At 32.6% G+C, this 22,941-nt stretch carries 23 protein-coding genes and 2 pseudogenes; 8 read left to right on the top strand and 17 right to left on the bottom strand.

Features of this window, described 5'->3' with window-relative positions:
* Positions 1-45: 45 nt before the first annotated feature.
* The 4 genes from ACX5JI_RS11150 to ACX5JI_RS11165 all read right to left on the bottom strand — a co-directional run bounded on the left by ACX5JI_RS11150 (position 46) and on the right by ACX5JI_RS11165 (position 4,557).
* Positions 46-1,068, bottom strand: a complete 1,023-nt coding sequence (locus tag ACX5JI_RS11150) for a sensor histidine kinase (RefSeq protein ID WP_459501115.1) — start codon at positions 1,066-1,068, stop codon at positions 46-48.
* Positions 1,065-1,736 (bottom strand): response regulator transcription factor, encoded by a 672-nt coding sequence (locus ACX5JI_RS11155; protein ID WP_459501116.1) that lies wholly within the window; start codon positions 1,734-1,736, stop codon positions 1,065-1,067. The genes ACX5JI_RS11150 and ACX5JI_RS11155 overlap by 4 nt, the downstream gene beginning before the upstream one ends.
* 81 nt (positions 1,737-1,817) lie before the next feature.
* Positions 1,818-3,800 (bottom strand): FtsX-like permease family protein, encoded by a 1,983-nt coding sequence (locus ACX5JI_RS11160; protein ID WP_459501117.1) that lies wholly within the window; start codon positions 3,798-3,800, stop codon positions 1,818-1,820.
* Positions 3,790-4,557 carry an ABC transporter ATP-binding protein gene (locus tag ACX5JI_RS11165; protein ID WP_001244401.1) on the bottom strand — a complete coding sequence of 256 codons (768 nt, stop codon included), beginning with the start codon at positions 4,555-4,557 and terminating at the stop codon, positions 3,790-3,792. Before ACX5JI_RS11165 ends, ACX5JI_RS11160 begins: the two co-directional genes overlap by 11 nt.
* 224 nt (positions 4,558-4,781) lie before the next feature.
* Between ACX5JI_RS11165 and ACX5JI_RS11170 the strand changes: the two are divergent.
* A pseudogene (locus ACX5JI_RS11170) lies at positions 4,782-5,458 on the top strand (spore germination protein); the annotation flags it as partial.
* Positions 5,459-5,500: 42 nt separating this feature from the next.
* Here ACX5JI_RS11170 and ACX5JI_RS11175 read toward each other — a convergent pair.
* From ACX5JI_RS11175 to ACX5JI_RS11185, 3 genes and pseudogenes are all read right to left on the bottom strand, one after another.
* On the bottom strand, positions 5,501-6,208 hold the full coding sequence (locus tag ACX5JI_RS11175) for an FAD-dependent oxidoreductase (protein ID WP_459501118.1): 708 nt from the start codon (positions 6,206-6,208) through the stop codon (positions 5,501-5,503).
* 185 nt (positions 6,209-6,393) lie between these two features.
* Positions 6,394-6,663 (bottom strand): annotated as a pseudogene (locus ACX5JI_RS11180) (ArsR/SmtB family transcription factor); the annotation flags it as partial.
* A gap of 113 nt (positions 6,664-6,776) precedes the next feature.
* Positions 6,777-6,950: a hypothetical protein gene (locus tag ACX5JI_RS11185; RefSeq protein ID WP_459501119.1), complete on the bottom strand. Its 174-nt coding sequence runs from the start codon at positions 6,948-6,950 to the stop codon at positions 6,777-6,779.
* Between the two features lie 692 nt (positions 6,951-7,642).
* Here ACX5JI_RS11185 and ACX5JI_RS11190 point away from each other — a divergent pair.
* A complete protein-coding gene (locus ACX5JI_RS11190) occupies positions 7,643-8,242 on the top strand; it encodes an acetylglutamate kinase (protein WP_459501592.1) in 600 nt (199 codons plus the stop codon).
* 147 nt (positions 8,243-8,389) lie between these two features.
* On the opposite strand, the gene ACX5JI_RS11195 is transcribed toward ACX5JI_RS11190, so the two are convergent.
* The 5 genes from ACX5JI_RS11195 to ACX5JI_RS11215 are packed head-to-tail and all read right to left on the bottom strand — an operon-like array spanning position 8,390 to position 10,839.
* Entirely contained in the window at positions 8,390-8,827 is a 438-nt protein-coding gene (locus ACX5JI_RS11195) for a GNAT family N-acetyltransferase (protein ID WP_459501120.1), read from the bottom strand.
* Positions 8,808-9,212: a cupin gene (locus ACX5JI_RS11200; RefSeq protein WP_459501121.1), complete on the bottom strand. Its 405-nt coding sequence runs from the start codon at positions 9,210-9,212 to the stop codon at positions 8,808-8,810. The genes ACX5JI_RS11195 and ACX5JI_RS11200 overlap by 20 nt, the downstream gene beginning before the upstream one ends.
* A 23-nt stretch (positions 9,213-9,235) precedes the next feature.
* The gene (locus tag ACX5JI_RS11205; protein ID WP_459501122.1) at positions 9,236-9,721 is read right to left on the bottom strand and encodes a GNAT family N-acetyltransferase; all 486 of its coding nucleotides are present in this window, start codon (positions 9,719-9,721) and stop codon (positions 9,236-9,238) included.
* Positions 9,718-10,266 (bottom strand): 2'-5' RNA ligase family protein, encoded by a 549-nt coding sequence (locus ACX5JI_RS11210; RefSeq protein ID WP_459501123.1) that lies wholly within the window; start codon positions 10,264-10,266, stop codon positions 9,718-9,720. Before ACX5JI_RS11210 ends, ACX5JI_RS11205 begins: the two co-directional genes overlap by 4 nt.
* A 6-nt stretch (positions 10,267-10,272) precedes the next feature.
* Positions 10,273-10,839, bottom strand: coding sequence for a GNAT family N-acetyltransferase (locus ACX5JI_RS11215; RefSeq protein WP_459501124.1), 567 nt, complete (start codon positions 10,837-10,839; stop codon positions 10,273-10,275).
* Positions 10,840-10,972: 133 nt separating this feature from the next.
* Between ACX5JI_RS11215 and ACX5JI_RS11220 the strand changes: the two genes are divergently transcribed.
* Together ACX5JI_RS11220 and ACX5JI_RS11225 are read left to right on the top strand one after the other, a co-directional pair.
* Positions 10,973-11,875: an ABC transporter permease subunit gene (locus ACX5JI_RS11220; RefSeq protein WP_459501125.1), complete on the top strand. Its 903-nt coding sequence runs from the start codon at positions 10,973-10,975 to the stop codon at positions 11,873-11,875.
* Positions 11,872-12,912, top strand: a complete 1,041-nt coding sequence (locus ACX5JI_RS11225) for an ABC transporter permease (protein ID WP_459501126.1) — start codon at positions 11,872-11,874, stop codon at positions 12,910-12,912. The genes ACX5JI_RS11220 and ACX5JI_RS11225 overlap by 4 nt, the downstream gene beginning before the upstream one ends.
* Before the next feature lie 88 nt (positions 12,913-13,000).
* Here the strand turns inward: ACX5JI_RS11225 and ACX5JI_RS11230 are convergent, their stop codons facing one another.
* Both ACX5JI_RS11230 and ACX5JI_RS11235 read right to left on the bottom strand, forming a co-directional pair.
* The gene (locus tag ACX5JI_RS11230) at positions 13,001-14,128 is read right to left on the bottom strand and encodes a metallophosphoesterase (protein WP_459501127.1); all 1,128 of its coding nucleotides are present in this window, start codon (positions 14,126-14,128) and stop codon (positions 13,001-13,003) included.
* Positions 14,129-14,220: 92 nt separating this feature from the next.
* Positions 14,221-14,646, bottom strand: coding sequence for a GNAT family N-acetyltransferase (locus ACX5JI_RS11235; RefSeq protein WP_459501128.1), 426 nt, complete (start codon positions 14,644-14,646; stop codon positions 14,221-14,223).
* 130 nt (positions 14,647-14,776) lie between these two features.
* On the opposite strand from ACX5JI_RS11235, the gene pdxR reads away from it, so the two are divergent.
* Positions 14,777-16,204 carry a MocR-like pyridoxine biosynthesis transcription factor PdxR gene (pdxR, locus tag ACX5JI_RS11240; RefSeq protein WP_459501129.1) on the top strand — a complete coding sequence of 476 codons (1,428 nt, stop codon included), beginning with the start codon at positions 14,777-14,779 and terminating at the stop codon, positions 16,202-16,204.
* Between the two features lie 245 nt (positions 16,205-16,449).
* Here pdxR and ACX5JI_RS11245 read toward each other — a convergent pair whose 3' ends face one another.
* On the bottom strand, positions 16,450-17,664 hold the full coding sequence (locus ACX5JI_RS11245; protein ID WP_459501130.1) for a macrolide family glycosyltransferase: 1,215 nt from the start codon (positions 17,662-17,664) through the stop codon (positions 16,450-16,452).
* Positions 17,665-17,968: 304 nt separating this feature from the next.
* Between ACX5JI_RS11245 and ACX5JI_RS11250 the strand changes: the two genes are divergently transcribed.
* Together ACX5JI_RS11250 and ACX5JI_RS11255 are read left to right on the top strand one after the other, a co-directional pair.
* Positions 17,969-18,844 carry a phosphotransferase gene (locus ACX5JI_RS11250; protein ID WP_459501131.1) on the top strand — a complete coding sequence of 292 codons (876 nt, stop codon included), beginning with the start codon at positions 17,969-17,971 and terminating at the stop codon, positions 18,842-18,844.
* 20 nt (positions 18,845-18,864) lie between these two features.
* Positions 18,865-19,734: a GNAT family N-acetyltransferase gene (locus tag ACX5JI_RS11255; RefSeq protein WP_459501132.1), complete on the top strand. Its 870-nt coding sequence runs from the start codon at positions 18,865-18,867 to the stop codon at positions 19,732-19,734.
* A 38-nt stretch (positions 19,735-19,772) separates the two neighbouring features.
* Here the strand turns inward: ACX5JI_RS11255 and alr are convergent, their stop codons facing one another.
* Positions 19,773-20,948 (bottom strand): alanine racemase, encoded by a 1,176-nt coding sequence (gene alr / locus ACX5JI_RS11260; RefSeq protein WP_459501133.1) that lies wholly within the window; start codon positions 20,946-20,948, stop codon positions 19,773-19,775.
* Between the two features lie 173 nt (positions 20,949-21,121).
* Here alr and ACX5JI_RS11265 point away from each other — a divergent pair, with 173 nt between their 5' ends.
* Positions 21,122-21,583 (top strand): DinB family protein, encoded by a 462-nt coding sequence (locus tag ACX5JI_RS11265; protein WP_459501134.1) that lies wholly within the window; start codon positions 21,122-21,124, stop codon positions 21,581-21,583.
* Positions 21,584-21,610: 27 nt separating this feature from the next.
* Here ACX5JI_RS11265 and ACX5JI_RS11270 read toward each other — a convergent pair whose 3' ends face one another.
* Entirely contained in the window at positions 21,611-22,816 is a 1,206-nt protein-coding gene (locus ACX5JI_RS11270) for an MFS transporter (RefSeq protein WP_459501135.1), read from the bottom strand.
* Positions 22,817-22,941: the final 125 nt, after the last annotated feature.

Genomic DNA, 22,941 nt, shown 5'->3' on the forward strand with positions numbered 1-22,941 from the left:
TTATAAGTTTCATACGAAATTCGTGGAAAGATGGCAGCATCTCTTTTATAAACAAGGCTCAAAAGTTACCATACCTGACAACGGAAATATTAATGTAACTCTAGTTCCTTTATTCACTTCAGATTCAATGCCAATTTTTATTCCTAATTTTGAGCACAGTTTTTCGCATAGATACAAACCCATTCCTGTACTTTTGCTAAATCTCCTTCCATTCTCTCCAGTAAATCCTTTTTCAAAAACTCTATTTATATCTTTAGTTATTATCCCTACTCCATTATCCTCTATAGTTAGTATTACTGAGTTAGCTTTCTTAATTGAGTATATACGTATTATTTGTTCTTTGTTATTTGAGTACTTTATGGAATTTCCTAATATTTGATTAATAATAAATTCAACCCATTTTCTATCACTATATACGATTTCATTAATATCTTTTATATCTAATTTTATTCTCTTATGAATAAAATCTCTATAATTTCTTTTAATTACAGTTTTTACTACATCATCAAGGTAGATTGGTTTTATAATATAGTCCTTACCGACATTATTGCTTCGAGAATAATACAGCACCTGTTCTACAAACCCTTCGATTCGATCCAATTGGGAGTCTATTTTATTAGTTACTTCATTTTGATTATTTTCAATTATTAGCTTTGTAGAAGCTATCGGCGTCTTAATTTCATGTACCCATGTTTCTATATATTCCCTATAACCCGATTGCATATCTCTATAATATTTTACATTTTCATGCATATCTCTACTTATTTCTTTCAGTATAGCGTTAAGCTTTTCCCCATGTATAAAGTTTGCTTCCTTTACTACCTCTGGAAGTAGGTATTTTTTCTCCAAGTTTTCTAATATGCCATTAATTTCATTATAATAATTTTTACATTTTATAAATTCTATAGCTATATATGAAATCAATGGAAAAAACCAAATACAAAAGACAAAGAATATTATAATGAACTGAACATTCGCAGTCAGCAATATACCTGCTAGTATAATAAATACCAGTACATTAGATAGTATTACTACCATTTTATCTTTAATAAATTCACCTATATTCATGACATTATATATCCTAACCTTCTTCTTGTTGCAATTGGATTTTCTATACCTATCTCTTCAAGCTTTTTTCTTAATCTATTTATATTAACAGTTAAGGTGCTATCATCCACAAAATAATCAGATTTCCATAAGGTTTCCATGAGTGAATCTCTTTTTACAATATTACCGCGATTATTTATTAAGCATGAGAGTATCTTAACTTCATTTTTAGTTAACTCTACAGACTTGTCTTGATAAGTAACTGTTGCATTTGAAAGATTTAAATTAAAATCCCTATAAATTAAGATATTATTCGTCTTGAAATCTCCAGATGTTCTTCTTAAAATGTTTGTTACTCTTGCTAATAGTATTTCTGTATTATAAGGCTTTGTTATAAAATCATCTGCTCCTAAATTCATACTTATTAGTTCATCTACATCACTATCTCTGCTTGTAACCATGATGATTGGAACATCTGAAGTTTTACGTATTTCTCTGCATATATAATAGCCATCGAACACAGGAAGATTTATGTCTAGTAATATAAGGTCTGCATTCTCACTTTCTATATATTCGATAATATGATTAAAATCTGTGGGAGCCTTTATTTCATATCCATACTTTATAAAAAAATTTTGTAATTCTTCTCTGATGATTTCATCATCTTCAATAAGAATGATTTTTTTCATGACTTTTCCCTTCCTATATAGAATATAAGGCTATTACATCTTGAGAAACAAGGTGTAATAGCCTTAATGAGCATTATAAAATCAAGTATTACTTTTTACAATATTTTTATACCCGACATATGTCGTGTAGAAATATCCTACATAAACTACAAGAAATACTAAGCCAGTCATCAATGCTGGTAAAATAATGTCTGTTTGTTGAAATGTGTTAATATACTTATTGACTACATAAATTCCAACTATAGAATGAATTATGGCAAGAATAACTGGAAGACTAAAGTATACGAAAGTTTGAATAAAAATCGTTTTGTCGATCATTGTTCCATTTGAACCAATTCTCTTCAAAGATTTATATCGATCTATGCTATCACTGGCTTCTGATAATTGTTGAAGAGCTAATACAGCCATACTCGTTATTAAAAATACAATACCTATATATATCCCAATAAACAGTACGATAGTTTTCAATCCCTTACTTCCTGCACAAACTTCATCCTTTGATTTGCCTGCTATATGATTAATATTTAATTTCGGGCCATTTTCGTCATAAAAGCCCCGTGCAACGTTATCATATTTTTTATTATATTCTTCTCTATTTCCATCTAAATAATTTACATTAAGTACGGATGCAGTAATTTTGTAGCCTGATAAAAACTCATCATTTATAACGATTGTAAAGTAATTAGTTCGCACATCATAAGTGTAAAGATTCTCTTGTATAACTTTAGCGTTTTTTACCAAATATTCTTTTTCTTTAATATTCACCTTATTGCTATTTTTTAATCTTTCATTTGTCGAATTAACCAACCGGCTTTCATTTGATAAAAGTAAAATTTCATTGTTATTTAAAGTGATTTCCTTTTCACCTTTAAGATTTAAAATTTTATTATAATCAGATACTTTAATGAAATCTATACTGTTATTATAATCTTTAAGTTCTGGTACAAAGTCCACCACTTCCATCCCTGTTCGATATACATTATAAGATACATATTTTTCGTTATTACTTATTTTAAAATTAAATTTATTTAATACGTCTTCTATAGTGTAACTTTCATCCTTATTCTCCAACGTAATACTGGCATCAAATGGTGTTATTTCTTTCGTTGTTGCGTCCATCATTCTGTTAAAGCTGATTCCTGTAGATAAAGCCACCATTGTAAGGAATAACATTAAACAGATTAAAGACATGGATATAAAATTTGTATTAACCTTACTATTTATTTGTTTAATGATAAATATATTTAACCCTTTAAAATAGACTTTTTTATTCTTCTTTACAACATATAATATAAATCCAGATAAACTAAAGAAAAACAGCAATGTACCTAATATGCCAAGAATGATTGATACCATGAGCATAGGATTTTTATAATTCAATCCGATTTTTAGTACAGTCACATATGCATATCCAAGTGATGCTACACACATAATAAATGTGATTACATAGATAAGAGGATTTCTAAATTTTACATCTTCGTTTTTTCTACCTGCTGTTAACATATCAATTATTTTGTATTTAGAAACAACATATACATTAAATAACATAACAAGCAAAAACATGATTCCAAAGTATAATACGCTTTTACCTATAGCACCTGTTGAAATTGCAAATTTATATTTATTGATGGGCAAGTCAAATAACTTTAATGCAAATGTAGATAATCCCTGTGATACTCCAATACCTATTATAAGCCCACTCACTAAAGATATAATACCAACTAGAAATGTCTCTGTTACTAATATTCTGGATATGTTTCTTCTTCCCATACCTAAAGTCATGTATATTCCTAATTCTTTTTTACGTTTTTTGATTAAGAAATTATTTGCATACAATATTAAACCACCTAATATTACGGATATAAATACTGACACATTTGAGATAGCGTTCATTATTGTAGGCACATACTTTCTATCTGAAGCGTTAATTTCCATAAGTGCCTTTTGTGATTCTATTGAGTTAAAGCTATAAAATATACAAACAGCCAGTGTTAGTGTTAAGAAATATATTGCATAATCTTTAAGACTTTTCTTTACATTCCCAATAGCAATCTTAGAGTACATTATTATCGTCACCTCCAAGAAGGGTTATAACTTCGATAATTTTAGTAAAGAATTCTTTTCTGGAATCATTCCCTCTTACCAACTCGATAAATATTTTTCCATCTTTAATAAAAAGAATTCTACGAGCATAGCTTGCTGTAAATGCATCATGAGTAACCATAAGTATTGTAGCTTTTAAATCCTTATTTAGACTTTCAAATCTTTCGAGTAATAATCTAGCTGATTTAGAATCTAACGATCCTGTTGGTTCATCTGCAAGTACTAAAGATGGATCTGTTACGATAGCTCTTGCCGAACCAACCCTTTGTTTTTGTCCGCCTGACATTTGATAAGGGTATTTGCTTAATACTTGTTCAATGTCTAAATACTTTGCAACTGCTTGTATTTTCCCATCAATTTTTGAACTTTTCTCACCTTTTATTGTTAACGCTAGGGCAATATTTTCATAAGCAGTAAGGGTATCTAATAAATTAAAGTCTTGAAATATAAACCCTAATTCATTTTGTCTAAACTTATCTAGTGACTTTGATTTTAACCGAGTAATGTCACTATTATTTATCATTATTTTTCCCGTAGTAACATTATCAATAGTTGATATACAGTTAAGTAATGTAGTTTTGCCACTTCCTGAAGGCCCCATTATCCCAACAAATTCTCCCTCATCTACCTTAAAACTAATATTATCTATAGCCTTTGTTACATTATCTTTATTACCATAATATTTTTCAATTTTTTCTACACTTAATATATTTCGCATTAATACTTCTCCTTTTTCATTATAAAAATTCTTTAACTCCCATTCATTTATGTAATTCATTTTATATAATTTCATTTATAGTATCGATGGAATTACATTTCATTAACATTACATTTTTGTTATATTGAGTAATTCTGATGTTATCTCTCTAGTTATTAGGATATTTTTCCTTAATATATGCATACTAAACATACTATAAAAGGTACATAGAAAGTGAGGGAATCATGGCTAAATTTTTGACACGTTTAAAATATAGAGACAATCCTAAGTCATGTTCAATACGAGACAATACTCATTTTCAGGAAAAAAATATTGAAGACTCCCTCTTAGACGCTGATTTATCAAAAAACATAGCTCACATTCAGAATATATTTCGTCAAGTGCCTGATTTAGTAATTCGGCGGTTTCAAATAACAGTAGATGGATTGGAAGCAGCTTTAGTATATTTATCTGGATTAACAGATAGAGAATTGATTCAAAATCATGTTCTAAGTCCTTTGATGAATAGTGATTTTGATACCAATACAGAACTTCCAATTCCATTAGGACCAATTAAGATTATTAATACATTGAGTCAGGTTGAAAATGCTATTTTGGGGGAGATAGTGTTTTATTAATTCACAGTCGAACAACAGCACATCAATTGGATACAAAAGGATGGCCACAAAGAAGTGTTGAAGACGCACATAACGAAATAGCTCTAAAAGGTGCACATCAAGTATTCATAGAAACTGGAAGTCAAAATATCGCAATGATTCGAAGGTATATTCCTCATCGTGAATTAACGATAAAAGAAATAGTAATTGGTGTACGAAGCAAAACCAAAATTCCTATTTTATATTTGAAAGATGTAGCTTCTGAAGATGTGCTGAAGGAATTAGAAACACGAATTCAAAATATAAGGAAACGTAAATTAAATTACGTCTCCTTACAGTTACTTTCCTTAACAACACGAATCTGTTCCACAACATGAATCATTGACTTTATTAGGTTTTAAATTTACGCTACAAACACCAGTCTCCGGCAAATCAAGTTCAACTTTTTCTGCTGATTCATAGTCTCCAGTAAGATATGCGACGATGGATCTAACTTGTTCATAACCTGTTGCCATTAGAAATGTCGGTGCCCTACCATAACTCTTTGAACCTACAATGTAGAAGTCTTTTTCCGGTTGGCGAAGTTCTTTTTCACGATTCGCTGTTTTCATTTTATCTGTATCTTTTCTACCTATAGATAGTACTTTAGTATTCAAGTGGATAAATGGTTTAATTTCTGGAAGGTTCGCAAGTGGCTGTAAGTATTGTTCTACAATTTCTTTTCCTGTTGGTAATGCTTTTATGTCTGGTGATTCCCAACCATGCTGTTTAAGGAGATCCAACGCCGCTTTATCTATGTTATATTGCCAAGATGAGAATAGTCGCACATGACCCCATGTAAGAATATTTAACCCTATATTTTCTCCAGCTTCAAATAAGATAAATGATTCACCATGTTTTGCTAAGTGTGCTGCCGCTGCCAACCCTACGGGTCCGCCCCCAATAATGGCTATTGGTAACTGTTTTAATCTCTGCATATCATTATTGTTTTGTAATGTTTGATTTTCCGTTCCGCAACACTCTTGTACTTTGAATGAAAGTTGAATAGGTTTCATGAAAAAAAGCCTCCTTATTTTCTCTAAACTTGCAAGTGTAGTTCTTTAATTGGATTCTTTAAATCAAAAAAAATTGATTTAAAAACCATAATTATTATTCAAGTTTAATCACTTATCAAAAAGTTATATTAATCAAAAAAAATTGATTTAAAATATATTAAAATGCCCTTTCGTCCCAACCAAAATTATGACATAGGATGAGATATACAGCATAATTGCTCAGATAATAGTGCGTCTACTTCTTTTTTATTAATATTATAGTAACTCCATGTTCCTTTTGTTTCTTTCGTAATAAGGTTTGCATCAAGTAAAAGTTTTAAATGATATGAAAGTTTTGATTGTGGTAATTCAAGAACACCAGTTAAATCACATACACAAGTTTCTCCACGCTGACACAATTCGTACAAAATGTGTAACCTTTTTTGATCTGCCAATGCTTTAAACTTCTTTTCATACGTTTCAAAGGTTTAGGTAGTTGATTGAGTATACAACTTAATTTCTTTCATGGTAATTTCCTTTCATCAATTTTTTTGATTTATTAGTTGTAAAAGTATACAATAACGGCCAATTATATAATCTTTTTTTGGAACAATAAATTTGCCACGAATAAAAAGAACCATAACTTTGCCAAAGTGGCAAGGTTATGGTCTAAATCACATATGCTAGTAAACTGTTCTAGCGTAGATGTGAACGGTTTCCACTTTACCTTCCCTCTTCCTTTTGGCATATTTGCGCTGTTCATGATTTGTATCCTCCTAATAAAGTCTTTCTATATGTTGCAATCGCACTGTATTACAGATATTAAAAAGAAAAATTTATTGTTTTCCTTTTACCACCAAACTTGTTAATGAAATACTGTATCCGTAAAAAATTTTAAGTGCTATGTATGTAAGCTTTAATTCTGCTATATAATCGAAAAAACTTATATAAATTCTCCTTATTGGATTTACTACGGATACTATCCTACCTTCATAGAATTTCGTAACGCCTAGTTTTTTTAGTGATGGCACCGCTACCAAAACAATTGAATCGTCGCGCTTGACGTTCGCCTTCTATGATTAATTTTATATATAAAAAATCCCATCCTACACATAATTTAATTTAAAAAAGAAGATAATCATACGCGACATTACCACAAAACAGAACGTTAGTTCCTATTATATGCGAACGTACATTCTTTCGAAAGTCTTTTCTAAGAAAATATTGGTTAAAATAAAAAAGCTGGCTCTTGATCAACGATTTTCATCTGAGTCAAGCTTCATTTTTATTTTAAAAATCCAGATATAAAATTTAACGTCTCCCCTAAACATATGAAAAGATACTTTGAACATGAGAACATAGGAATAGGTATTTTCATACCGTGATATATATGTGTTCAAAAGGGGTGAATTCATTATGTATCCTTATTGACAATCCTATTATTTCACGCATGACATACCTTATGTAGGTTGGAATCCAACAACTTCATTTTTACCAGAACGAAATTATCGTGTCAGTAAAAATGAAGTCGATGTAAAAAGTTATATGCGTTCACTATGGGAACAACATGTTGCTTGGACAAGAATGGCTATCATTAGCATAATTTTCAATTTACCTGATACTAAATTTACGATTACACGCCTCCTTCAAAATGCTCCAGATATGGGAAATTCGCTTAAACTTTTCTACGGTGACAATGCGGCCCAAAAATATAGTAATTTAATAAAAGATCACTTAGTGATTGCTGCCGATCTTGTCAAAGCAGTAAAAGCTGGTAATCAAAACGCTGCAACAATTGCAGAGAGAAAATGGTACGCTAATGCAGACGACATTGTTGAATTTTTAAGTAGTATCAATCCGTATATACCTAAAGAAGAATTTAGGAAGATGTTTTATGAGCACCTAGCATTGACTAAATCTGAAGCAGTGGCCATTCTAAGTAAAGATTATCAAGCAGGTGTTCAATTGTATGACAAAATTGAGAAAGAAGCTTTAGAAATGGCGGATGCACTTACCGAAGGAATAATAAAGCAATTCCCTCAGCTATTTCAATAAAGTGAAATTTTAATCAGCCCTTACGAATCGGAATTTTACAGACAATTGATCCTCACCTAACTTCTTTGCTTTCGTTACATTTTGAGGTGAGGGTCTTACTGCATGCAAATAGCGAGATAAAGAATGTAATCCTGTTCCCTCTCCAAGCTACTTCTCTTGCTTCAAAGTCATAACTACTTGCCTCTCAACAAATCCAAATTCTTTATACATCTCTTGCGCAAAATTCCCAGCAAATACATTTAAGCGTATTTCTCTATACTCTTCTTGCAATCTATCAATTGCTGCTTTCATTAAGTTTCGGGATAATCCTCTTCCTCTATACTTTGAAAAAATATATAGCTCATAAATAAACCCCAGTTTTTCACCTGAAAAATAATCTGTATTCTCTCCAATTAAAATCCATCCCGCTAGTGTATTTTCTTGTTTTACAACTAAATAATACGCCCCTTTTTCTAATAGCGGCTGTGTAATCTCAATCGCCTTTTCCTTACTTAACTGACACGTTTCTTTCGTTCCTTCAAAGAGTGATTGTGCTGCAAATGATAATATTTGCTGAACTTCTTCTTCAGTTGCCTTCCGAATCATATTCCTGCCCCCTATTATCTCCGTCTTCTTGTTCTGCAATCGGCATGCGGATATTACTTTCTAAATTCTCTGACTCAATAACAATTGCCATTAGCCCCGTTTCAGTCGTTGTTTCATGAAACTCTCCTTTATTCCAGAAAACAGCTTGACCCGGCGCAACTGTCTTTTTCTTTTTGTCTGCACCGCAAACAAATCCTTCTCCTTGCACAATAAGAAGCAGCTGCGAAACAACTGCTTCATGATATCCGATTATTCCTTTTGGTTGTAAATGCATACACCCAATATGTACTTCACTTTGATGTTTTACTACTTTTGACATAATAAAGTCAGAATGAAATACTGATATGTGGTTCCCTACCTCTGCACTAAAATCGAATATTTTCATCTCTTCCCCTCCTATAACCTGTACTAAACATGTAACACCATTCTTATCGTTTGCAAATTATGTCCTTCAAAATTTTCTTCAAATTCCTCTAAAGCTGCAAAACCTTTTGCTTCAAAAAAACACTTCCCTTTTGCATTCGCTGCTTCTACATGAATATAAACCTTCTTAACACCGTCTAAAACCGTAATACCTCTTTGCAATAAAGCTGTTCCAATTCCATTGCCTTGATGCTCCGGTAATAAATAAATGGCTCCTAATTCCGCTTCATTTTGATGTTTGATAGGTGAAAAGTTTGCAAACCCTACAATTTGGTCATCTGCTTCTGCTACAAATAAGTGTGAATGTTCTAGTCTTCGTTTCATCATTTCGTCCGAATACGCTTGTTGCAAAAACGTAGCTTGTACTTCTTCTGGGATAATCCCTTTATACGTATCATGCCAAGCCATTTTCGCCACTTTTTGTACAGCAGCAATATCCCGTGCGTCCATTTCTCTAACTACATATGTCATATGGATATCCCCGTTTTCTTCAATTTATATTCTGCTAAAACACTACAAGAAATCAGATTACTATTTTCATATTTCAATCTAATTAACTTCAAACTTTTTACAGTTGCCTTTTGTACACTAAAATTCTTATATACAAACTCCATTACACGAATAAATGCTTCTCGCTCTAAATGATTTGCAATCGTACAATGTGGTACCCACTTATTAGGTACATAATACGACTGTGGCTGATCATGAAAATCCGCGAAATGATTATGAAACGATTGATGCAGTTCTAGTAATCTTCTCGTTACTGTTGGTGCGAAAAAAATCGTTCCATTTGTAGGGAAAGTGCCTACAGAAGAAAATTCAACTGGAAAGCACCCTCTATCCTCTGTAAAATCCCCCAATTTCTCTCCATATGTTTTCATATCTAAAGTATGATAATCAGCTAATGTAATATGAGGCTCTAGGTCTTCGTTATGTACAATATCCGCTAGCCCTTTCCAAATCTTTTGCACTTGCTTCGAAAACTCCTCATCAAATGTAGCAATAACGGCGTACATCCTTCTTCACTCCTTTACTTCCTTTAACGCTTCCCACTCTTCACGAATCATTCCCATTCGAATAGAATCATAATATGTTCCATTATAGTAACGACATTTTCGCATCCTACCTTCTAATTTCATACCGATTTTTTCTGCGACTTTCATCATTCGTTCATTTCCGGACCAGGTTGTTAGTCCCACCCTACCAATCTCCATGTTTTCAAATAACAAATCTCTATATAGTTGCAAAGCTTCTGTACCATAACCACCGTTCCAGTACGCTGGGTCATAAATCGTAATTCCTATCTCTAGCCAGCGTGACGCCTTATATTCCCAATAGAAGCCAACTGTCCCAATTATTTCATTATCCGTTTCGATAATAAGTTGCGACAAAGGCTCCTCTTTTAGCTTAGATTGCAAACTCTCCTTATACACGGGATACTCCTGAATAGAAAACGGAAAATATGGCGCATCCCACTTTTTCCACTCAGGGTTTTCTTCCTTATACCTTTGCGAATATAAAGAATGTATATCTTTCTCTTCTATTTTTCTTACTATCACTTTTTTACCCCGTAAATATATATGTTCCATACTTGCCTCCTACACTATTAAATCGAATATTAGAATTTAACACACTACTAATAGTATATTTATTTTTCGGAAAAATCAAACAACGAGAAGGACTTTGTTATATAATATTATAAAAAGGAGCCGGAGGGATTTCATGTTATATAAAATATCTCAATTCACTATAAAACTTTCATCGATTGTTTTATCACTCTTACTATTATTAAATTTACCTTATTTATTTATCACTCACGGAGGATTCACCTTTCAGCCGATATATTTTTTCAAACAAATCTTTATTATGTTAAAACAGGTTTTCTCTCCAGAGTCTCTTATCGTTCTATCATCAGATCCAAGGTTTGGTAGCTTCAAAAAAACCCCATTGTTCCCAACCGTTTTAGAACCTTATGTATATTCATTTACTGTTTTATTTGTAGCTTTTTTTCTTGCGCTCTTTCTTTCATCTAGCATGGCATTTTTTTATTTTTTAGCAAAAGATTCTATCAAAAAGTGGATAAATAGGTTTGTTTTTATATTAGAAGCTGTCCCTGATATGATGATGATGATTTGTTTGCAAATATTTTTCATATGGTTCCTTCAAAAATTCGGAGAATCTCCTGTCACAATTATTTCGTTTAATGAAAATCGAGCTTATTTACTCCCTATTTTATCTTTAGCAGTTTTACCTACATTACAAATGTTTCGGATGATGATTTTATACATACAAGAAGAATATGGAAAACAATATGTAGAAGTCGCATATGGAAAAGGCCTTTCATCAAGATATATACTATGCATTCATTTATTCAAAAATATATTTATTCACTTCTTTCACCATTTAAAAACAATTTTTGTTTTCTTACTTTCTAACTTATTCATTTTAGAGTTTGTTTTTAACATGCAAGGCATTATTCAATTTTTATTTAAGAAGGCGTTTATTTCTCCCCCTGCTATATTTATCATACTTATCATGATTATCTTGCCGTTTTATCTTATTTTCCAAATCACTTCTTTTATGATGAATAGATGGCAAAAACAAATGAAAGGAGAAACGCTATGAAATCTATTTGGAAATCAAAACGTTTTGTAATCGGATTCATTTATCTTTTCATACTAGTGGCAGCTAGTATTATTTATAGTTTGTTCTTTAAAGCTAACATCCCGGAGGCGCCCCTGTTACTTTATAATGATAAGCATGAATTACTTGGAAAGGCACCCTTTCCGCCATCTTTAATGCCACCTTTTGGCTCTGACCGTTTTGGAGAATCCATCTTCTTACAAATTTTAGACGGAGCAAAATTTACAATTTTATTTGCTGTCGCAATTAGTTTGCTACGTATTTTATTTGGAACATGTATAGGTATTCTATTAAGTTTATACGCTACAAAATTCAAAAGATTTTCCCAAGCATGCTCAGAAGTTTTTTATTATATCCCAACTCTATTTATCGCATTTATACTTATCACACCAGTTAATCTTGTAATCACATCAAATGCGGATCGACTAAATCCAAATATCTCATTTGCACTTTATCAAGCTATTATACTCATTTTTATTGCTCTCCCTACAATTTCGTTATATATTTCATCAGAAGTTGATGAATTTATGAAAAAAGATTATATATCGAGCTCACGATTAATGGGGGCAAGTCGTTTTCATATTATAAAAAAACACTTACGAGTCTTATTGCCGGACCGCATATTTGTATTATTTATGGAACATATTGTCCAAACACTCATACTCATGATCCATTTAGCGTTGCTTGACATTGTAATCGGCGGGATACAAATGAAAGAAATGGACCAAAATCAGTTCAAACCTGTTTCACTCTCGAATGATTGGGCAGGCCTTATTGGACTAAATCGTAATGAACTGAATCTTTCATTGTGGATTATTTTTTATACTCTCATTGCATTCTTTATTACTATTCTTTTTATTAAGCTCATGACAATTGGAATCCAAGATGCACTTAAAGTAAGAAATTCACAAATTGTAGCGATTCAATCTGTTCAAGATCAAAAAACATTTGTTAAAAATAAAGATTCTTTTTCATTTGCTTATCCGGAAAAGAAAAATCATTCTTCGCTGCATTTATAACAAATTAAATTCCTTCTCATGATTTTCTAAACTTTACGCTCTCAAAGTCTACAAAATAAAAAATAGGAGGATGTTTCCCTCCTATTTTTTAGCTATATACTTTTAATTCCTTCTCATTCACTTTAAGAAGAAGCCCCTTCTCTATCCACCCTTCCACACCATCTTTTTTTATTAAATCATACCCCATACAGCTATCATCAATAAGTGAAACAATATCACCTTTTCTTACACTTATTTGCGCACAAGAAATATCGGTTTTAACAGTATAATCACCTGCTTCATTTCGTTTTATATATTCATTTTTAACATATAATTGTTTATTTGTTTCTATTTGTTTGCAGATTGTGAAATCATCATTTGTTCTAACTGGTACAACATGATAATACGGATACATAACTCCGCCTTGCATCATTGGTTCTGCGTTAAAATCTGCTACAATTTCATATTGTGGAAAATGATCGACATATGTATATGAAAACACATCTTTAAAACTTGATCTATGAATGATAAATGCATTTAATTGACCCGCTTCTTTAATCGTATTCCCGCCATCAATCGCAATTATTTTTTTGTTTTCATCGATAACTGGATTATTAGAAGGTGCCTCTTCAGAATAATTCACAACAGGCCAATGCCCAACTACTACATACTTATTTGCACGATGTGATTTAGTAAAAAACTCCGGCATTGCAATCGCATTTTTCCGTTCAGTCTTCTTCCAATCTTCTATATCTTCAAGTCCTGCGTGCACAAAAAGATAGTCATCTGTTTCAATGGCAGTTGGTAATTCCATAAGCCAATTCATTTCTTTTGAAAAACAGCTCATTACCATGTCTTTTACTTTACCAATATCCGTCTCTTCATTAATATGAAAATCTAATTGGTCAAGCCATTCATTAAAGGTAGAATACTTTCTCGTACATAAATAGTTTATTAACCCAGGATTTTCATTTAAAAGAGCCTCAACTAAAGCTTCACAATTCCCTTCAATCACATGTACCTGTTGATTCTGAGCTGAAAGTTCCATGACATAGTTTACAACACCTATACTATTCCTTCCTTTTTCGCAAAGATCACCATTAATTATTAAATAATCCTCTGCACTAAAATTAACTTTGCTTAATAGTTTTTTTAGAAGGTCTAACTCTCCATGAATATCAGAAATAACAATAACTCTTCCTTCTTTTGGAATAGATAATTTTTTTATTTTATCCAATATAAACGCCCCTTCTTTCAACTTATTTCTGTTATAACAAAAAATAGTAGATTCTATATCTTATCACATTTAGAATCTACTATTTCTCTTCTCTATTGTAATTCTTTACAAAAAGAATAACTTACCTTCTCATATCCTTCTCGTTCATAAAATCTATGTGCATCAATTCTTGGAAACGCTGATGTCAAAACAACAGAACTACATCCCTTTTCTGCTCCCCACTCCTCTATATATGATAATAATGCGTCACCATATCCTTTGGAGCGATGAGCTTCTGCCGTTACAAGGTCATACACAAAAACATGTTTCTTATTATAAAAATTTGTACATATCGCTACTCCAGCAAGGCTTACCACCTCATTCTCTTCATTATACAAAGAAAATAATTGATAGCGTTCCTCTTTCATCTGACGAAATAAAATGTGTACTTCCTCTTTTGTAAGTGCAGTTCGTAATTGTTGTAAAACGAGTAATACCTTATTTAATTGTTCTTCTGTTTTTATTTCCTTAACATGCATCACAAATCTCTCCTAACTATTTATAAAATTTTCTAAATGTTATATCATTAATATAAATAGAAACTGCCCTTTTCTTAAGTGGCAGTTCACTTCTTTTTTATAAGGTCAGTTTTAAAGGAGAGTGTCTGCAATGGATTTAATCATTCCTCTACAATTAAAAGGTCAAATACCTATCTATATACAAATTTATGATTACATAAAACAAGAAATCTTAAAGGGAACGCTCCCTACCGGAACACGCCTTCCTTCTCATCGAAATTTAGCATTGCAACTTGGTATTAGCCGCATTACAGTCGAATCAGCTTATCAGCAGTTGTCTGCAGAAGGCTATGTAGAGAGTAAACCAAAGCGCGGTATATTTGTAAGTGAAGTAGATGTAGAAGTAGATGTTATCCCAAATAAACAACCAAAAACATCTTATCCATTTGAAAAAACAGAAAAAGAACCCATTCATTTTGATTGTAGCCAAGGAAATATCGATCAAATAGCCTTTCCCCTTTCAAATTGGAAAAAAGCATTACAAGAATGTTTCCTCCAATTTGAAAACGACTTATTTACAAAAGAAGACCCTCAAGGAGAACAAATACTTCGCACTCACATTGCAAAATATTTGTATCATGCTCGGGGGGTTCATTGCACACCTCATCAAATCATTATTGGTGCTGGTACACAGCCTCTTCTTTGGTTACTCATTCAATTACTTGGAAAACAAAAATCATACGCCATAGAAAATCCTGGATTTCATCGCGTAAAAGCTATTATTCAAAGCTGCGGACTTCCTATTCATCCCGTCCCATTAGATGAGAAAGGAATGAACATTTCATCTCTTACTGATTGCAATGCGAACGTCGCTTATGTTACCCCTTCTCATCAATTTCCATACGGAATGATTATGCCTTTATCAAGGCGACTTGAGTTATTAAAATGGGCCAATGATTGCCCTGGATACATTATTGAAGACGATTACGACGGAGAGTTTCGGTACGTTGGAAAACCTATCCCTTCATTACAAGGACTTGATACAAATGAACGTGTTATTTACATGGGAACTTTTTCAAAATCACTTTTACCTTCCTTAAGAATGGGTTATATCGTTCTTCCAAACCATCTTTTAGATGCTTATAAAAACTTAGGTGGCATCTTCAAACAAACTGTTTCAAAAATACAACAACTTGCCCTTGCTAACTTTATTCAAAAAGGAGATTGGGATCGACATTTAAATCGTGTTCGTACATTGTATAAGAAAAAACATCATACATTAGTAAAATCACTTTTGAGCCAAATAGGCACTGATATCGATATACTTGGAGATCAATCTGGACTTCATATTGTACTACACGTCCGTAACGGCATGAATGAACAAGAACTCATTCAGTCAGCCGCTGAAAAACATGTAAAAGTTTATCCTCTGTCCGTATACGATTCAGTAAATCATTTACAAAAAGAAGCTTATGTATTACTAGGCTTTGGAGGAATATCGATTGATGCAATCGAAACCGTTGTAACATTATTAAAAGAAGCTTGGTTTCCTAAAAAAAGTTGCTCCTCGCAAAAATAATTGCAAGGGGCTAGCTACAATAATCAATCTGATCATTACTAACACATATGCAAATATTCTTTTCATCGATTCTTCTCAAAACATATACATTTTATTGGTATTAACATACCGAAATTTTTTTGGAACCACAAAGGAATTACGCTCTACATACAAACCTTTCACCTTTTTTGTTATTTTTGTTAATACTATTTACGTTCCAATCAAAAAACACACTTTTACAGAAGCGTGTTTTTTGCATTTCCTATTTATTTTTGAAAGGAACCAGAGATAACTTCTTTTTTAAATTTAAATATTTCATCCACTGCTTTTTTATATCCACCAGCTGCTTGTAAAGACTCTCCAATTTCACGACTTTTTTCTCTAAAACTTTTATTATCTAGTACCGATTCTACCGCTTCACGTAACATTTCAGAAGTTAAATTTGTACGATCTAGCTGAATCCCTGCTCCTAATTCTTCGACTCGTTTTGCTACAAAAGGTTGATCTCCTATAACCGGAATTACAACTAATGGAACCCCATAATATAACGCTTCACTAGAACTATTCATTCCTCCATGTGTAATAAATACATCTGTATGTTGTAAGATTTCTAATTGTGGCACATAGTTATACGTCTTAAAATTCGCTGGAATTTCTTCAAATTGATTTATATTTATTTTCTTCCCAACTACTAACACGACAGTTGCATCTATATCTTGAAATGCTTCAAAGCATGTTTCATATAACTCTGGTTGTTCATTAAAAACTGTTCCCATCGAAATGAAAATAACTGGCTTCTTTTTGAAACTTTCCACTTGAAAGCTTTCCACATCCTTACGTGGCGCAATTGAAGGCCCAACAAATTTGTACGATTCATCAAATGTATGAGAATAAGGTTGATATTGTGTTGACGTATAGACAATAGTAATATCTCCTGGATGATTCATAATATCAAATAAATCATTACATCTTATTCCATATTTCTCTTCCCACCTTTTCATTCCTAATACACAAGACTGGTACAACGGAGAACTTCCATCTATTTTTCTAAGTTCATTATTGCCATGAAGAGAGATGTCCTTATTAAAAGCAAAAGTTGTGCACGAGGAAATTTTAGGTAACTGTAAGATTTTCGCAAGAATACGACCTACTGCAAAATGATTATCATAAATTAAATAATCATATTGTTCTTCTTTTATTTCCTCTAGAATATCCTCTACAATACGATCCGTAGCCTCAATCATTTTTGACAACATCTCTAAAGGACTATTCTCTCGTTTAATCCGATTCATAATATTAATTTGAGAAAGAAAATTTTCATATACTCGAAATTCAACACCCGTCGCTTCAATTTTATTTCGATAATCCTCAATACAATACGAAACACCTTTTTCTCCTCTTTTTATTAATTCACTTAACACTGCCAATGTTGGATTGATATGCCCTTCTCCCGGAAAATGAATTACAAGAACTTTCGCCATCATACTCTCCCCTTCACTAAGCATTAATAAAATGAAAATAATTATTAATATTATTAAAAACTTTCAATTTATTATATATGATAATCTATTAACTTTTCATATATTTAAACAACCTATATTATTGAGAAATATTTTTATGGTAGCTCTCTTTTTCACATTACAAATTCCATTTTTCTAACTTTATATGGTTTATTCATCCAAAATTCTCACTTCAGTTCCAATTTACATTTCAAACAAACACACTCTTGGTTTCAATTATGTTATATAATTAATTTATCGAATATACAGAAAAAGGAGCTTTCTTATGTTACAAAAACTATTTACCTCCCCTATCCTATCTATAGACACATTACACCCAGGTTATGAAGATCATGCAAGTGATGTCTGGCTCGTAAAAACAGAGACAGAGGAAGTCATCGTTCGATCTTCTAAAATGAAAACAAAACCAAACAATGATTTTTGGTGGGGATGTAAACACTTATTTGGGATTGATCCAAGAAATGTACATGCCTTAGAAACGATACATAAACAGTTAAGGCAGTATACAACGCTCCCTATTCCGAAAATATTACAGAAACATACATTAGATAGAGAATATGTCGTTGTTGAAAAATTAAACGGTCAAGTACTTCAATCATTTATAGGACAATCGGATTCTATCTTATATAACCTTGGACAGGGATTAGCACAAATTCATCAATACAAAGCGAGTTATATCGGGAATCCATCTGGAACTTTTCAAATTCCACTACATCAGTTTCATCAACATATAATCGATAAAAGTAAACAACTTGTGGAAATGTTTCACTCTAATAATGCTAAAATAACTGATTCATTCGAAGTATTCCAGTCCCAATTGCAGGCATTACCAGTACCACAAGAAGCTACACTCGTTTTAATTGATATGGATCCAACTCAATTTTTAACAGATGGTGTGGTAATTACTGGATTAGTAGATACAGAAGCTTATGCGATCGTACCGAGAGAACTTGATTTTATCGGATTAGAGTACGTATTTACTGAGAAAGAAGCTCATGCATTCCGACAAGGTTACGAAACAATTATACCCATTCCTAATTTAGAACAATGCAGAGCACCGTACCGATATTTATATCGTTTACTATCCGTTCAAGGAAATGTAGATTTAGAGAAATGGCTACAACATCCCGTCTACTTTTAAAATAATCTTAGGAGGACTATATGCTAATTCAAAGAAAAAAAACATTAACAGCAACTGAAATTCAACAAATCATTGATTTAGCTTATATCTGTATGCAGAACGATGGCATCGAATATCAATCCGATTTACATATCACTATTCTGCAAAATCGAAAAGGAAACCAAATAAATGATTTTCTTTGTTACAATAACGAACAATTAATCGGTTTGTTAAGCATGTATGAATTCGAAAGATCTACGAAACTAGAGTTATCAGGTTTTGTTCACCCTAACTTTAGAAGACAAAATATAGGTAGCACCCTTTTACAAACAGCGATTGAAGAAGCAACAAAACGAGGGAGCGACGAAGCTTTGCTTATTATAAATGGATCATCTATATCTGGAAAAAATTTTGCTGAACACATTCATTTATCCTATCTATTTAGCGAATATAAAATGGCTTATCGATTTGATGTACCACAAATACCAGTACTAAACAACACAATCAAGCTTATTGCTGCATCAACAGAAACAATTCCTTCGCTAGTAGAAATCTCTAGCAAGGCTTTTGAAGATTCTAAAGCAGATACATCTGCATGGTTACAAAAAATGATGTTATCACCCACTCACCAAGTATATATAGCTCAACTTGAGAAACAACCAATAGGAACCATCACAGTAAATAAACAAAAAGAATTTACTTTCTTATCTGGATTTGCTGTTCATCCTTCTTATCAAGGAAAAGGATACGGGAGGAGTCTTTTGCAGTACATCGTACATCAGCTATTAATCGAGGGAAGAACGAAGATTGAATTGGATGTTGAAACAAAAAACGATAATGCTTTACATCTTTATAAACAATGTGGTTTTGAGATTACAACAAAGTACGATTATTATCATTTACTAAATTAGAAAAAGACTGAATCTTAGCGCTTCAGTCTTTTTCTAATTTATTTATTTCTTAATATATTCACAACTGCAGTCGTTTCACCGTTTTCCTTGTATACGCGCGGAATTCTTCGGTCTAACATACAAGTCACTTCATAATTGATTGTACCTAACTTATCGGCAACCTCTTCAACAGGAATTTCTTCCCCACCTTGTTTACCGTAGAACACTACTTCATCGCCTACATGTACAGGCATTGCTTTCGTAACATCTAACATTAACTGGTCCATACAAACCCGGCCAATAACCGGTACACGGATTCCATTAATTAACGCATATCCCTTATTTGACAGCTGACGATTATATCCGTCTGCATAACCAATCGGAACAGTTGCAATCCATTCTTCACCAGTTGTTACATACGTATTTCCATAACTGACGCCGCGCTTTTGTTTTGCGCGCTTAATATGCGCTACTTTCGCCTTTAATGACAATGCTGGCTGCAATGCAACAACTGTGTGATCCACTTCTTTTGAAGGATACATACCGTAAATTCCAATCCCGACCCGAACCATATTTTGAAATGTATTGCTTAGCTCCATTGATCCAGCACTATTTGAACTATGGATATATGGTAGAGGGATTCCTATTTCTTTCGCTGTATTAACAGCTTTCTCAAATAAATTTGTTTGCATATTTGTATATGTTTTATCTGTTTCATCAGCTGTAGAGTAATGTGTAAACATACCTTCTACTTCGATATATTTCATATTTTTTAGCTCTTTAAAAAATGGCTCAACCTCTTCTTCTTGTAAACCAATGCGACTCATTCCTGTATCTATTTTCACTTGAATACGTGCTTTCTTTTCAAGTTCTTTCGCGATTTTATTCATACCTTTTAAATCTTCTATTCTATATACTGTCATCATAATATCATATTCAATCGCATCTTTAGCGGCTTCCACTGATGTATAACCTAAAACTAAAATTGGCACTGTAACTCCAGCATCGCGCAGTTCTATTCCCTCGTCAACAAATGCAACAGCAAGTTGACTCACTCCTGCCTCAATTGCCGATTTTGCAATTTGCGCCGCTCCATGACCATATGCATTTGCCTTTACAGCTGCCATCATTGCAATATTTTTATTGTTTACACGTTTTTTAAATTCTCTCACATTATGTTTTACAGCATCTAAGTTAACTTCAACAATTGTATCTCTTCCGTATCTCGAACTCATGGGTCTAAACTCCTAACTCAATAATTGCTTTCCATTCCATTTCTCGTTTCATTATGACCTTATACAATATAATACTTTTCATTTTCCTAGTCAAACTACTAGAATTTTCGGAATTTTGAATATGATATGATACTCTTAAGACACTATTATAAACGGAAATGAGGAGAATTACAATGTTTGTTAGAGCTACGTTACATCAACTTAAAGTCGCTATCGATACCTATATAAAAATGCTAAACCAACTCAAATATGAAGAATTACAATGTACGCCCATTCCCAATAAAAGATCCTTATTTGAAATATGCACCCATCTCTCTCTCATTTGTCATGCCGATTTACTCATTCTAAATGGCTCCACACAAGAACAATTACATACATTCTATCTAAAACATACACCGAAAACAATTGCTCATATGCAGCAGACACTACTCCAAGGATACGAACATCTCTCTGAAACGTTCTCATCTTATTCAAATGATGAACTTTCTGAAACTATGACTGCCTACTGGGGTGTTTCTTATTTACGATTTGAATGGTTACTTGAAATTATCGCGCACTTCTATCATCACCGTGAACAAATGCATATTTTATTAGTTGAGCATGTTGGGGACCCTTATGTTTCTTTATTTGAATAAAAATTTTCCACTCATTTATTATTTAAATCAATTTCCTGCTCCATCAAACGCAGATTCATTATTAACGAAAAGAGAAGACAGCAGTCCGATGCAAAGTATGAAGCCTAGTAAAATAAAAGTTTGAGAATAACCACCTACTTTCATCAGATAAATAGAGATGACAGGTCCTATACTTGTTCCTAAAAATAAAATGAAAGTATAAATTGAAACTGCTATTCCCCTTGACTTTCCACCTAATTGACCGACAAAAGTGACTAAAGCTGGAACAGAGACAGCAATTCCGCCAACAAAACATACACTCATCATTACAAGAAAAGGAAGACTAGAAATAAACCCTAATGAACCTAGACTAAAAATGGCTATTAATAATCCTCCCTGAAGAACCTGCTTAACACCAAACCTCATTGTTAAACGCCCTGCCATTGGTGAAAGTAACATTCCAAATAATCCCGCTAAGCGAACAGAGAGAATTTGCTCTGCACGTAAATGAAAGTTAGCAGAGCTTAAATAATTTCCTAAAACAGTGTACATATTTACAAAAGCCATTAATAAGACAAATGCGATCATATAGCTTAATACTAAGTTTTTATACGTAAAGACCTTACCCATTTGTTTTATTGTTCCTAATATATCCGTGTATGATTGAGAAGACTCTCCTTTTGGAAGAGCATAATGAATCCATAAGGCAGTCATTATATATACACCACTAAGAAGAAAGAACACCATATACCATCCAAAATATTGACTAATTACAGCACTCATAACTTGACCTACAATTCCAGCGACTAAAAAACCAGTACTAACAAACCCTATTGCTGTAACCTTCTTGTCTGCTGGAAATGACTCTACAACGTAAGCTAATGCTACTGGAGAAAAAGTAGCCGCAGCTATACCTTGTAACCCACGAAGGACAATAAGCCAAGATAGACTATTGACTAATCCCAATAAGAAAGAAATAATCGCCAATCCAATTAGCCCCATCAAAATGACTTTCTTGCGACCATATTTTTCAGATATCGCACCAAACAGCAAACAACCAATCGCAAACCCTAGCGAAAACATACTACCAGTAACTGCAGATTGCGTTAATGAAACATTAAAAAAATCTGCAAATAACGGAATCAAAGGAATCGTAACATAAAGGCTTGACATAACTACCATGCCCGCCCAGCATAGAACAGCTGTCATTGACACATAATTCTTTATAGAATTCACTTCTTTTGAAATTTGCAACTTAAATCCTCCTCTTTAATAAAGTTGTCATTTAAATTCATAACGTTTACATTCCACGCCTCAAAAGTACATAAAATAAGATCATAAAAAATTATCGCTTTTTACGTCCGCTACTTACCCTTTTC

The organism is Bacillus sp. C1 (genome assembly GCF_054570475.1).